We start from the raw sequence: 12,585 nt of genomic DNA on the forward strand, positions 1-12,585 counted from the left end.
CACGCGATGTTGAATGTAATTTCTCTGGCGTAATATACACCAAAGGCGGCGAATCATACAGAATTTGACCAGCGTATGCAAACTGATCCGCACGCCGCTTTCACTAATGTGTATACTAACGCGCCACTTTTCAAGTCAGGAAGATTCGATGCCCGTCGCTCACGTTGCCCTGCCCGTTCCGCTTCCCCGCACCTTTGACTACCTGCTGCCCGACAGCATGAGCGCCAAAGCGGGCTGTCGCGTGACCGTGCCGTTTGGCAAACAGCAGCGCGTGGGGATCGTGGTTTCCGTGAGTGAAAAAAGCGAGCTGCCGCTTAATGAACTGAAATCGGTTGTTGAGGTACTGGACAGCGAGCCGGTTTACTCCACCAGCACCTGGCGACTGCTGCTGTGGGCGGCGGATTACTATCACCATCCGATTGGCGATGTCCTGTTCCACGCGCTGCCCATCATGCTGCGCCAGGGCAAAAGCGCCAGCCATGCGCCGATGTGGTACTGGTTTGCTACCGAGCAGGGTCAGGCCGTGGACATCAACAGCCTGAAGCGTTCGCAGAAACAGCAGCAGGCGCTGGCGGCACTGCGTCAGGGAAAAATCTGGCGGCATCAGGTCGACGAGCTTGAGGTCAGCGAAACCGCGCTCCAGGCATTAAGAAAGAAAGGGCTGAGCGAACTGGCAAGCGAAGCGCCCGCCCTTCACGACTGGCGCGACGGCTTTTCCGTCTCTGGCGATCGCCTGCGTCTGAACACCGAGCAGGCTACCGCCGTGGGGGCGATTCACAGCGCCTCGGACCATTTCTCTGCCTGGCTACTGGCGGGCGTGACGGGGTCCGGCAAGACCGAAGTTTATTTGAGCGTGCTGGAAAACGTGCTCGCACAGGGCAAACAGGCGCTGGTGATGGTGCCGGAAATCGGCCTGACGCCGCAGACCATCGCCCGCTTTCGCGAGCGCTTTAACGCGCCGGTTGAGGTGCTGCACTCAGGGCTTAACGACAGCGAGCGCCTCAGCGCCTGGCTGAAAGCCAAAAACGGCGAAGCGGCGATTGTGATCGGCACCCGCTCGTCGCTGTTTACACCGTTTAAAAATCTCGGCGTTATCGTAATAGATGAAGAGCACGACAGCTCCTATAAACAGCAGGAAGGCTGGCGCTATCACGCCCGTGACTTAGCGGTATACCGCGCGCACAGCGAGCAAATTCCCATTATTCTTGGCTCCGCCACGCCTGCGCTCGAAACACTGCACAACGTGCGCCAGCGTAAATACCATATGCTGCGCCTGACGCGTCGCGCGGGTAATGCCCGTCCGGCGATTCAGCACGTGCTGGATCTGAAAGGTCAGCAGGTTCAGGCCGGGCTCGCGCCTGCATTGATTACCCGAATGCGACAGCACTTGCAGGCGGGCAACCAGGTGATCCTTTTCCTTAATCGACGCGGCTTCGCGCCCGCCCTGCTGTGCCACGACTGCGGCTGGATTGCCGAGTGCCCGCGCTGCGACCACTACTACACCTTCCATCAGGCCCAGCGTCATTTACGCTGCCACCACTGCGACAGCCAGCGCCCGGTGCCGCGCCAGTGTCCGTCGTGTGGCTCAACGCATATTGTGCCGGTCGGTCTGGGCACGGAGCAGCTGGAACAGGCCCTTGGCCCCTTCTTCCCGGACGTGCCGATTTCGCGTATCGATCGGGACACCACCAGCCGCAAAGGCGCGCTGGAACAACAGCTGGCGGAAGTACATCGCGGTGGGGCACGCATATTGATTGGCACCCAGATGCTGGCAAAAGGGCATCACTTCCCGGACGTCACGCTGGTCGCCCTGCTGGACGTTGACGGCGCGCTGTTCTCGGCAGATTTCCGCTCCGCCGAGCGCTTCGCCCAGCTTTATACCCAGGTGGCGGGGCGTGCCGGACGCGCAGGAAAACAAGGCGAAGTGGTGCTGCAAACGCACCACCCTGAGCACCCGCTGCTGCAAACGTTGCTGCATAAAGGCTATGACGCCTTTGCCGAACAGGCGCTGGCCGAACGCCAGACCATGCAGCTGCCGCCGTGGACCAGCCACGTCATCATCCGCGCGGAAGACCATAACAACCAGCAGGCACCGCTTTTCCTGCAACAGCTGAGAAACCTCCTGCAGGCCAGCCCGCTGGTGGATAGTCAGCTGTGGATTTTGGGTCCGGTTCCAGCGCTGGCCCCGAAACGTGGCGGACGTTTCCGCTGGCAAATCTTACTTCAGCACCCGTCACGTATCCGCCTGCAGCATATCGTCAGCGGCACGCTGGCGCTGATCAACACCCTGCCGGAAGCGCGCAAAGTGAAGTGGGTTCTGGACGTCGATCCCATCGAAGGCTGAAGACGGATCGAAAAATTTAACGCGCCTCACACTTTTTATGAAAATTCTGTAACCGATTCCATTAACTATCTGTAAAAATGGTGATGTCCGCAGTTCGGTGTTCAGGCGAGGAGAAGACGTTGAAGTCCAGGAAAGAGGTCACTACGGCGACCATGAAAGACGTTGCCGAGAAAGCACAAGTCTCTACGGCAACCGTGTCCCGCGCATTAATGAACCCGGATAAAGTCTCCCAGGCGACCCGTAACAAGGTTGAACAGGCGGCGCTGGAAGTGGGCTATTTCCCGCAGGCGATGGGGCGCAACGTAAAGCGCAACGAATCGCGGACTATTCTGGTGATTGTGCCGGACATCTGCGACCCCTTCTTTAGCGAGATCATTCGCGGTATCGAAGTGACGGCGGCTGAACAAGGCTATCTGGTGCTGATTGGCGACTGTGCCCACCAGAATCAGCAGGAAAAAACCTTTATCGATCTCATTATCACCAAGCAGATTGACGGCATGTTGCTGCTTGGCTCCCGCCTGCCGTTTGATGCCAGCATTGAAGAACAACGCAATTTACCGCCGATGGTAATGGCCAACGAGTTCGCGCCAGAGCTGGAACTGCCGACGGTGCATATTGATAACCTGACGGCCTCGTTCAATGCGGTGAACTATCTTCAGGAGCTGGGGCATAAGCGTATTGGCTGTATTGCCGGGCCGGAAGAGATGCCGCTTTGCCACTACCGCCTGCAGGGCTATGTTCAGGCGCTGCGCCGTACCGGAGCCATCGTTGATCCGCACTATATTGCGCGCGGTGATTTTACCTTTGAAGCGGGCGGACAAGCGCTGGAGAAACTGCTGGCGCTGCCGCAGCCGCCAACGGCGGTGTTCTGCCACAGCGACGTGATGGCGCTGGGCGCGCTGTCACACGCCAAACGTCGTGGGTTACGCGTGCCAAAAGACCTGTCGATTATCGGCTTCGATAATATTTCGCTTTCAGAGTTTTGCGATCCGCCGCTCTCTACCGTTTCACAACCGCGCTATCAGATTGGCCGCGAAGCGATGCTGCTTTTGCTGGATCAGCTGCAGGGTCAAACGGTTAGCAGCGGCTCGCGGTTACTCGACTGCGAGCTGATTGTTCGCGGCTCTACCCAGGCATTGACTTAAAGTAAATGCCTTTCGGACACCCTTATCTGGTCAAAGCCCCGCCGCTTAAGTAACATGGCGGGCTGACGAACGAATAAATACAGCGAAACGATAGTGGCACAACGAGATTATGTACGTCGCGGCCAGCCGGCACCTTCGCGACGCAAAAAGAGTAGTTCAAAAAGCAAGCAGCGGAACCTGCCTGCCGTCTCGCCAGCAATGGTCGCTATTGCTGCGGCTGTACTGGTGGCCTTTATTGGCGGCCTGTACTTCATTACGCACCATAAAAAAGAAGAATCTGAAGCGCTTCAGGGCAACAAAGTGGCCGGTAATGGCCTTCCTCCGAAGCCTGAGGAGCGCTGGCGCTATATTAAAGAGCTGGAAAGCCGCCAGCCTGGCGTGCGTGCGCCTACCGAACCGTCTGCAGGTGGCGAAGTGAAAAATGCCGATCAGCTGACGAACGAACAGCGCCAGCTGCTGGCACAGATGCAGGCCGATATGCGCCAGCAGCCTACGCAGCTGAATGAAGTGCCGTGGAACGAACAAACGCCTGCGCAGCGTCAGCAAACGTTGCAGATGCAGCGTCAGCGCCAGGCACAAATTCAGCAGCAACAACAGCAGCAGTGGACGCAAACCCAGCCGGTACAACAGCCGAAGGCCCAGCCATACCAGCAGCCACAGCAGCAGACGCGTACGGTACAATCGCAGCCTGTTCAGCAACAGCCAAAAGCGCAGCCGCAAAAGCAGGCGGCGCAGCCGTATCAGGATCTGCTCCAGACGCCAGCGCATACCACGGCGCAGCAGCCGAAAACGCAGCAGGCCGCGCCGGTGACCAAAGAGACCGAAGCGCCGAAGCAAACGGCTGAGAAAAAAGACGAACGCCGCTGGATGGTGCAGTGCGGCTCGTTTAAAGGCGCCGAGCAGGCCGAAACCGTGCGTGCTCAGCTCGCGTTCGAAGGATTTGACTCACGCATTACCACCAACAACGGCTGGAACCGCGTGGTGATTGGCCCGGTCAAAGGCAAAGAAAATGCCGATGGCACTATCTCTCGTTTGAAAGTAGCCGGTCACACAAACTGCATTCGACTCGCCTCCGGGGGTTGAAACCCCCAAAATCCCCCCCATCTATCATTTAATTCAGCCCTGAGCACTGGCTCAGGGCTTCTGTTTCCCGAATCTGTAACCAGGGGGTCTGCTCGTGACAACAATAGTAAGTGTACGCCGTAACGGCCATGTGGTAATCGCCGGTGATGGCCAGGCCACGCTGGGTAATACCGTCATGAAAGGCAACGTGAAGAAAGTGCGTCGTCTCTACAACGACAAAGTGATCGCCGGTTTTGCAGGCGGCACGGCGGATGCCTTCACGCTGTTTGAACTGTTTGAACGCAAACTGGAAATGCACCAGGGTCATCTGGTGAAAGCCGCCGTTGAACTGGCGAAAGACTGGCGTACCGACCGCATGCTGCGCAAGCTCGAAGCGCTGCTGGCCGTGGCCGATGAAACCGCCTCGCTAATCATCACCGGTAACGGTGACGTGATTCAGCCGGAAAATGACCTGATTGCCATCGGCTCCGGCGGCCCGTACGCCCAGGCTGCAGCCCGCGCCCTGTTGGAAAACACCGACATGAACGCGCGCGATATCGCGGTGAAAGCGTTGGATATTGCAGGTGATATCTGCATTTATACCAACCACAACCACACCATCGAAGAATTGACCTCCAAAGCGTAAGGATCTCCCATGTCTGAAATGACCCCACGCGAAATTGTCAGCGAACTGAACAAACACATTATCGGCCAGGATAACGCCAAGCGTTCCGTGGCTATCGCCCTGCGTAACCGCTGGCGTCGTATGCAGCTTGATGAAGAGCTGCGCCACGAAGTGACCCCGAAAAACATTCTGATGATCGGGCCGACCGGCGTTGGTAAAACCGAAATCGCTCGTCGCCTGGCGAAACTCGCTAACGCGCCGTTCATCAAAGTGGAAGCCACTAAGTTCACCGAAGTGGGCTACGTGGGTAAAGAAGTCGACTCCATCATCCGCGATCTGACCGACTCGGCGATCAAGATGGTGCGCGTCCAGGCTATCGAGAAAAACCGCTACCGCGCGGAAGAGATGGCCGAAGAGCGCATTCTCGACGTGCTGATCCCACCAGCTAAAAACAACTGGGGCCAGGCAGAGCAGCAGGCGGAACCGTCCGCAGCGCGCCAGGCATTCCGCAAGAAACTGCGTGAAGGCCAGTTGGACGACAAAGAGATTGAGATCGATCTCGCTGCCGCGCCGATGGGTGTGGAAATCATGGCGCCTCCGGGCATGGAAGAGATGACCAGCCAGCTGCAGTCCATGTTCCAGAACCTGGGCGGCCAGAAGCAGAAAGCTCGTAAGCTGAAAATTAAAGACGCGATGAAGCTGCTGATTGAAGAGGAAGCGGCGAAGCTGGTGAACCCGGAAGAGCTGAAGCAGGACGCTATCGACGCGGTTGAGCAGCACGGCATCGTGTTTATCGACGAAATCGACAAAATTTGTAAGCGCGGCGGCAACAGCTCCGGCCCGGATGTGTCCCGCGAAGGCGTTCAGCGCGACCTGCTGCCGCTGGTTGAAGGCTGCACCGTCTCCACCAAGCACGGCATGGTGAAAACGGACCACATCCTGTTTATCGCTTCCGGTGCGTTCCAGGTTGCCAGCCCGTCGGATCTGATCCCGGAACTGCAGGGCCGTCTGCCCATCCGCGTTGAGCTGCAGGCGCTGACTACCGAAGATTTCGAACGTATCCTGACCGAGCCAAACGCCTCTGCCACCGTGCAGTACAAAGCGCTGATGGCAACCGAAGGTGTGAACCTCGAGTTCACCGAAGACGGTATCAAACGTATCGCCCAGGCCGCATGGCAGGTGAACGAAACCACCGAGAACATCGGTGCGCGTCGTCTGCACACCGTACTGGAACGCCTGGTGGAAGATATCTCTTATGATGCGAGCGACCTTAACGGTCAAACCATCACCATTGACGCAGAATATGTGAGTAAACATCTGGATGCGTTAGTGGCAGATGAAGATCTGAGCCGTTTTATCCTATAATCGCGGTTACTGCATTCTCATCACGTTTAATGGGGGCTAATGCCCCCATTTTTATTGGCTAAATACTTATGACTGACATCAGCCGTACTCAGGCGTGGCTCGAAAGTTTGCGCCCTAAAACGCTTCCTCTGGCCTTTGCCGCGATTATCGTCGGTACTGCGCTTGCCTGGTGGCAAGGTTATTTTGATCCGCTGGTCGCCGCGCTGGCATTGATTACCGCCGGCCTGCTGCAAATTCTCTCCAATCTCGCCAACGACTATGGCGATGCGGTGAAAGGCAGCGACAAGCCCGATCGCATCGGGCCGCTGCGCGGGATGCAGAAAGGGGTCATTACCCAGGCACAGATGAAACGCGCGCTGATTATCACCGTGGTGCTGATTTGCTTGTCCGGCCTGGCGCTGGTGACGGTCGCGTCTAAGACCACCAGCGATTTCATCGGTTTCCTGGTGCTGGGTTTGCTCGCGATTATCGCAGCCATTACCTACACCGTTGGCACGCGCCCTTACGGTTATATTGGGCTGGGTGATATCTCCGTGCTGGTGTTCTTCGGCTGGCTGAGCGTGATGGGGAGCTGGTATCTGCAGGCGCATACGGTCATCCCTGCCCTGTTCCTGCCCGCTACAGCCTGCGGCCTGCTGGCGACGGCGGTGCTCAACATCAACAACCTGCGCGATATCGACAGCGATCGCGAGAACGGCAAAAACACCCTGGCCGTGCGTCTGGGGCCGGTGAATGCGCGCCGCTATCATGCCTGTCTGCTCATTGGCGCGCTGGTTTGCCTGGCGCTGTTTAACCTGATTTCCTTGCAGAGCTTGTGGGGCTGGCTGTTTGTGCTTGCCGCGCCGTTGCTGGTTAAGCAGGCCCGCTTTGTGATGCGTGAGCTCAGCCCGTCCGCTATGCCGCCAATGCTGGAACGTACGGTAAAAGGCGCGCTGTTGACTAACCTGTTGTTCGTCATCGGGATTGTGCTAAGCCAGACGCTCAGTTAGCTGACAAATATCAATTAACAATTGATGATTTTGCCAACAACGCATTTCGCACGATATACTGAACACATTCGCAGCAACTGAGCGTTAAACCTATGAAATACGATACCTCCGAGCTTTGTGACATCTACCAGGAAGATGTCAACGTCGTTGAACCGCTGTTCTCCAACTTTGGTGGGCGGTCGTCGTTTGGCGGGCAAATCATCACGGTGAAATGTTTCGAGGATAACGGGTTGCTGTACGATCTGCTCGAACAGAATGGTCGTGGCCGCGTTCTGGTGGTCGACGGCGGCGGTTCCGTGCGCCGAGCATTGATTGATGCTGAACTGGCGGGAATTGCCGTCCAGAACGAGTGGGAAGGCATTGTAGTGTACGGTTCCGTGCGTCAGGTGGACGATCTCGAAGACCTGGATATCGGAATTCAGGCCATCGCGGCCATACCGGTAGGCGCAGCGGGCGACGGCATCGGCGAAAGCGACGTGCGCGTTAACTTCGGCGGCGTGACCTTCTTCTCCGGGGACCATCTTTACGCTGATAACACCGGTATTATCCTGTCCGAAGATCCACTGGATATCGAGTAGTAGAACAGTCAGCGTGAACCATAAAAAAACCGCCAACAGCAATGTGGCGGTTTTTTTGTCCCTCGGGATTCGCGGTCCGTTGGGAAGTCTTACAGACTAACACCAAGGAATTTCATCATACTCTCGTCTACACCTTGGGCAACCCCTCAAAACCTTTATAAAATCCTAATTGTGTTAGCGATAAATATAAAAAAAGCCGGGTGGCGGCTTCGCCTTACCCGGCCTACTGAGTTCATCCCAATGGGAATTAAACCTCTTCCATACGTCCCAGCAGCGCCTGCAGGCGATCCTGCCAGCCGTTCTGCTGTTCGCGCAGCTGGTTGTTTTCGCGCTCCAGTTCCTCGCGGCCGTGCTGAGCGTTCTGAACTTCCTGCGCCAGGTTGTTGTTCTTCTCTTTCAGCTCTTCAATTTCCATCTGCAGCAGGGTGATGGTGTCAATCGCCTGCTGTACTTTCGATTCCAGTTTCTCAAACACTTCTAAAGACATGATGCTACCTCTCCTGAATTGCAAGGCGACGCTTTAACGTAAACGCGCACGACATATACCGTCGATTGTATGGAGCGCGGCGCTCTGTGTCCAGCGACACACCGCGCAGATCGCGGTTTGCAACACTTTTAGGTCTGGTCCTGGTGCGTTCGCGTCATATACCCCTAAATTGTTAACTCATTCGTTAATGAAATGATTCAGCTCACATTCTGAGGCTGATGCAAAAATGTGCTTTATGGCGCGAAAACGCTCATTTTATTGACGCAGACCACACATTTTGATTTCGATATTTCTCGTTTTTGCTCGTTAACGATAAATTAACACTATGTCTACAGGACATCGTGGCTGTCACGGGCGGCCATGCTAACAATAAACATTCATCTCTTCAGGATTCCGATTATGAGTCAGACATCAACCTTAAAAGGCCAGTGCATTGCCGAGTTCCTTGGTACCGGGTTGTTGATATTCTTCGGAGTGGGCTGTGTCGCTGCACTGAAAGTGGCGGGTGCCAGTTTTGGTCAGTGGGAAATCAGTATCATCTGGGGTCTGGGCGTGGCGATGGCCATCTACCTGACTGCAGGGGTTTCCGGTGCACATCTTAACCCGGCGGTGACCATCGCGCTGTGGCTGTTCGCGTGCTTCGATGGACGCAAAGTTGTTCCTTTCATCATTTCTCAGTTTGCCGGCGCCTTTTGCGCAGCGGCGTTAGTTTACGGGCTTTATTACAATCTTTTCATCGACTTCGAACAGACGCATCATATGGTGCGCGGCAGTGTCGAAAGTCTGGATCTGGCTGGCATCTTCTCAACCTATCCGAACCCGCATATCAATTTTGTGCAGGCGTTCGCAGTTGAAATGGTGATTACCGCTATTCTGATGGGCGTCATTATGGCGCTGGGCGATGACGGCAACGGCATTCCGCGCGGCCCGCTGGCCCCGCTGCTGATTGGCCTGCTGATTGCGGTTATCGGCGCATCAATGGGTCCACTGACCGGCTTCGCGATGAACCCGGCGCGTGACCTGGGGCCAAAAACCTTCGCCTTCTTCGCTGGATGGGGCGACGTCGCCTTCACCGGTGGCAAAGACATTCCTTACTTCCTGGTTCCGCTGTTCGGGCCAATCGTAGGGGCGGCGCTGGGTGCATTCGGCTATCGAAAATTAATTGGTCGCCACTTACCGTGCGACACCTGTGTGGAAGAAGAGAAAGAAACAACGTCTACCGCACAACAAAAAGCTTCGCTGTAATCTGACTACGGGACACCTAACATGACCGAAAAAAAATATATTGTTGCGCTCGACCAGGGCACTACCAGCTCCCGCGCTGTCGTAATGGATCATGACGCGAACATCGTCAGCGTGTCACAGCGCGAATTCGAGCAAATTTATCCTCGTCCAGGCTGGGTAGAACACGACCCGATGGAGATTTGGGCGTCACAAAGCTCCACGCTGGTCGAAGTGCTGGCAAAAGCCGACATCAGCTCCGACGAAATTGCCGCCATCGGTATCACCAACCAGCGTGAAACCACCGTGGTCTGGGAGCGCGAAACCGGTAAGCCAATTTACAACGCCATCGTCTGGCAGTGCCGTCGTACCGCAGAAATTTGCGAAAAACTGAAGCGCGAGGGCATGGAAGATTACATCCGTAGCGCAACAGGCCTGGTGATTGACCCGTATTTCTCCGGCACCAAAGTGAAATGGATCCTCGACCACGTGGAAGGCTCACGCGAGCGTGCTAAACGCGGCGAGCTGCTGTTCGGTACCGTTGATACCTGGCTTATCTGGAAAATGACCCAGGGACGCGTTCACGTCACCGACTATACCAACGCCTCGCGTACCATGCTGTTCAACATCAACACCCTGGAGTGGGATGACAAGATGCTGGACGCGCTGGACATCCCGCGCGCGATGCTGCCTGAAGTGCGTAAGTCTTCAGAAGTGTACGGCCAGACCAACATCGGCGGTAAAGGCGGCACCCGTATTCCTATCGCCGGTATCGCCGGTGACCAGCAGGCGGCCCTGTTCGGCCAGCTGTGCGTCAAGGAAGGGATGGCGAAGAACACCTACGGCACCGGCTGCTTTATGCTGATGAACACCGGCGAGAAAGCGGTGAAATCAGAAAACGGCCTGCTGACCACCATCGCCTGCGGCCCGCGCGGCGAAGTGAACTATGCGCTGGAAGGTGCGGTGTTTATGGCTGGTGCGTCCATTCAGTGGCTGCGCGACGAGATGAAGCTGATCAGCGATGCGTTCGACTCCGAGTACTTCGCGACCAAAGTGAAAGACACCAACGGCGTGTACGTGGTGCCTGCGTTCACCGGTCTGGGCGCGCCGTACTGGGATCCGTATGCACGCGGCGCGATTTTCGGCCTGACGCGCGGTGTGAACTCTAACCACATTATTCGCGCCACCCTGGAATCCATCGCCTACCAGACGCGCGACGTGCTGGAAGCGATGCAGGCTGACTCCGGCATTCGTCTGCACGCCCTGCGCGTGGACGGCGGTGCGGTAGCGAATAACTTCCTGATGCAGTTCCAGTCCGACATTCTGGGCACCCGCGTTGAGCGCCCTGAAGTGCGCGAAGTGACGGCGCTGGGTGCGGCGTACCTTGCCGGTCTGGCGGTAGGCTTCTGGCAGAACCTGGACGAGCTGCAGGAAAAAGCGGTTATCGAACGCGAATTCCGCCCGGGCATCGAAACCACCGAGCGTAACTTCCGCTACAGCGGCTGGAAAAAAGCGGTAAAACGCGCTCTGGCGTGGGAAGAGCACGAAGAGTAATAATCCTTAATCCCCTCTCCCCTGGGGAGAGGGTTAGGGTGAGGGGCTCAGACCGCACCACCCCTCCCCCGTTCCCACTCTGTGATAAACTTCGTGCAATTCCTTTTGATTGCACGAGTACCTCATGAAACGTGAACTTGCTATCGAGTTTTCCCGCGTCACCGAAGCGGCCGCCCTTGCAGGCTATAAATGGCTGGGTCGTGGCGACAAAAATACCGCCGACGGCGCCGCCGTCCATGCCATGCGTATTGTACTTAACCAGGTCAACATCGACGGCACCATCGTGATCGGCGAAGGCGAGATCGACGAAGCGCCGATGCTCTATATCGGTGAAAAAGTCGGTACCGGCAAAGGCGATGCCGTGGATATCGCCGTCGACCCAATCGAAGGCACCCGTATGACGGCGATGGGCCAGGCCAACGCGCTGGCAGTGCTGGCCGTCGGCGATAAGGGCTGCTTCCTCAACGCGCCGGATATGTACATGGAAAAGCTGATTGTCGGTCCTGGCGCGAAGGGCGCAATCGACCTCAGCCTGCCGCTGGAAGAGAACCTGCGCAATATCGCCAAAGCCCTGGGCAAACCGCTCAGCGAGCTGACCGTGACGATTCTGGCGAAACCGCGCCACGACGCCACCATCGCGCAGATGCAAAAGCTCGGCGTGCGCGTGTTTGCTATCCCTGACGGTGATGTTGCCGCCTCGATCCTGACCTGCATGCCGGACAGCGAAGTAGACGTGCTGTACGGTATCGGCGGCGCGCCGGAAGGCGTGGTCTCTGCGGCGGTAATCCGCGCGCTGGACGGCGATATGCAGGCGCGTCTGCTGCCACGTCATGAGGTGAAAGACGACAGCGACGAGAACCGCCGTATCGGGGAAAACGAACTGGCACGCTGCGAAGCGATGGGAATAGAGGCCAATAAAGTGCTGGCTCTGGACGAGATGGCGCGCAGCGACAACGTTGTCTTCTCTGCGACCGGCATCACCAAAGGCGATCTGCTGGACGGCATCACCCGCAAGGGCAACATGGCGACCACCGAAACGCTGCTGATCCGCGGTAAATCGCGCACCATTCGCCGCATTCAGTCTATCCACTATCTCGACCGCAAAGACCCGGACGTGCAGACGCACATTCTGTAAAACCGTTTGATCGATTGAGCTTTCCGGCCCAAATGGGCTGGAAATCTCCCCGCTAAGTACGGAAGATAGAACAGAGAAAC

The 12,585-nt window shown here is 56.9% G+C and carries 11 protein-coding genes; 10 read left to right on the top strand and 1 reads right to left on the bottom strand.

Annotated elements, in window-relative coordinates:
- Positions 1–148 precede the first annotated feature (148 nt).
- The 7 genes from priA (at position 149) to rraA (ending at position 8,108) form a co-directional block, all read left to right on the top strand.
- A complete protein-coding gene (gene priA, locus EXW94_RS12795) occupies positions 149–2,344 on the top strand; it encodes a primosomal protein N' (protein ID WP_108417939.1) in 2,196 nt (731 codons plus the stop codon).
- Positions 2,345–2,463: 119 nt separating this feature from the next.
- Entirely contained in the window at positions 2,464–3,489 is a 1,026-nt protein-coding gene (gene cytR, locus EXW94_RS12800; RefSeq protein ID WP_108417940.1) for a DNA-binding transcriptional regulator CytR, read from the top strand.
- A 93-nt stretch (positions 3,490–3,582) separates the two neighbouring features.
- Entirely contained in the window at positions 3,583–4,572 is a 990-nt protein-coding gene (gene ftsN, locus EXW94_RS12805) for a cell division protein FtsN (RefSeq protein ID WP_089599285.1), read from the top strand.
- A 94-nt stretch (positions 4,573–4,666) separates the two neighbouring features.
- Positions 4,667–5,197 carry an ATP-dependent protease subunit HslV gene (gene hslV, locus EXW94_RS12810; protein WP_008501802.1) on the top strand — a complete coding sequence of 177 codons (531 nt, stop codon included), beginning with the start codon at positions 4,667–4,669 and terminating at the stop codon, positions 5,195–5,197.
- 9 nt (positions 5,198–5,206) lie between these two features.
- Positions 5,207–6,541 carry an HslU--HslV peptidase ATPase subunit gene (hslU, locus tag EXW94_RS12815; protein ID WP_010436948.1) on the top strand — a complete coding sequence of 445 codons (1,335 nt, stop codon included), beginning with the start codon at positions 5,207–5,209 and terminating at the stop codon, positions 6,539–6,541.
- Positions 6,542–6,609: 68 nt separating this feature from the next.
- Positions 6,610–7,530: a 1,4-dihydroxy-2-naphthoate polyprenyltransferase gene (gene menA / locus EXW94_RS12820; protein ID WP_108417941.1), complete on the top strand. Its 921-nt coding sequence runs from the start codon at positions 6,610–6,612 to the stop codon at positions 7,528–7,530.
- A 92-nt stretch (positions 7,531–7,622) separates the two neighbouring features.
- Positions 7,623–8,108 carry a ribonuclease E activity regulator RraA gene (gene rraA, locus EXW94_RS12825; protein WP_010436943.1) on the top strand — a complete coding sequence of 162 codons (486 nt, stop codon included), beginning with the start codon at positions 7,623–7,625 and terminating at the stop codon, positions 8,106–8,108.
- Positions 8,109–8,355: 247 nt separating this feature from the next.
- Here rraA and zapB read toward each other — a convergent pair whose 3' ends face one another.
- Complete coding sequence (zapB, locus tag EXW94_RS12830) at positions 8,356–8,595, bottom strand: septal ring assembly protein ZapB (protein WP_174340266.1); 240 nt, start codon at positions 8,593–8,595, stop codon at positions 8,356–8,358.
- 399 nt (positions 8,596–8,994) lie between these two features.
- Between zapB and EXW94_RS12835 the strand changes: the two genes are divergently transcribed.
- From EXW94_RS12835 to glpX, 3 genes are all read left to right on the top strand, one after another.
- Entirely contained in the window at positions 8,995–9,840 is an 846-nt protein-coding gene (locus tag EXW94_RS12835; protein ID WP_010436934.1) for an MIP/aquaporin family protein, read from the top strand.
- A gap of 21 nt (positions 9,841–9,861) precedes the next feature.
- Positions 9,862–11,370 (top strand): glycerol kinase GlpK, encoded by a 1,509-nt coding sequence (glpK, locus tag EXW94_RS12840; RefSeq protein WP_063144383.1) that lies wholly within the window; start codon positions 9,862–9,864, stop codon positions 11,368–11,370.
- A 124-nt stretch (positions 11,371–11,494) separates the two neighbouring features.
- A complete protein-coding gene (gene glpX / locus EXW94_RS12845; RefSeq protein WP_174340267.1) occupies positions 11,495–12,505 on the top strand; it encodes a class II fructose-bisphosphatase in 1,011 nt (336 codons plus the stop codon).
- Positions 12,506–12,585 lie beyond the last annotated feature (80 nt).

The sequence above is a fragment of the Enterobacter sp. JMULE2 genome (genome assembly GCF_013337145.1).
Classification (GTDB): Bacteria; Pseudomonadota; Gammaproteobacteria; order Enterobacterales; family Enterobacteriaceae; genus Enterobacter; species Enterobacter mori.

What these genes read in the sequence shown, in the direction of transcription:
- priA (WP_108417939.1), top strand. Translation starts at nt 149, where the DNA reads ATGCCCGTCGCTCACGTTGCCCTGCCCGTTCCGCTTCCCCGCACCTTT.
- hslU (WP_010436948.1), top strand. Translation starts at nt 5,207, where the DNA reads ATGTCTGAAATGACCCCACGCGAAATTGTCAGCGAACTGAACAAACAC.
- menA (WP_108417941.1), top strand. Translation starts at nt 6,610, where the DNA reads ATGACTGACATCAGCCGTACTCAGGCGTGGCTCGAAAGTTTGCGCCCT.
- rraA (WP_010436943.1), top strand. Translation starts at nt 7,623, where the DNA reads ATGAAATACGATACCTCCGAGCTTTGTGACATCTACCAGGAAGATGTC.
- zapB (WP_174340266.1), bottom strand. Translation starts at nt 8,595, where the DNA reads ATGTCTTTAGAAGTGTTTGAGAAACTGGAATCGAAAGTACAGCAGGCG.
- EXW94_RS12835 (WP_010436934.1), top strand. Translation starts at nt 8,995, where the DNA reads ATGAGTCAGACATCAACCTTAAAAGGCCAGTGCATTGCCGAGTTCCTT.
- glpK (WP_063144383.1), top strand. Translation starts at nt 9,862, where the DNA reads ATGACCGAAAAAAAATATATTGTTGCGCTCGACCAGGGCACTACCAGC.
- glpX (WP_174340267.1), top strand. Translation starts at nt 11,495, where the DNA reads ATGAAACGTGAACTTGCTATCGAGTTTTCCCGCGTCACCGAAGCGGCC.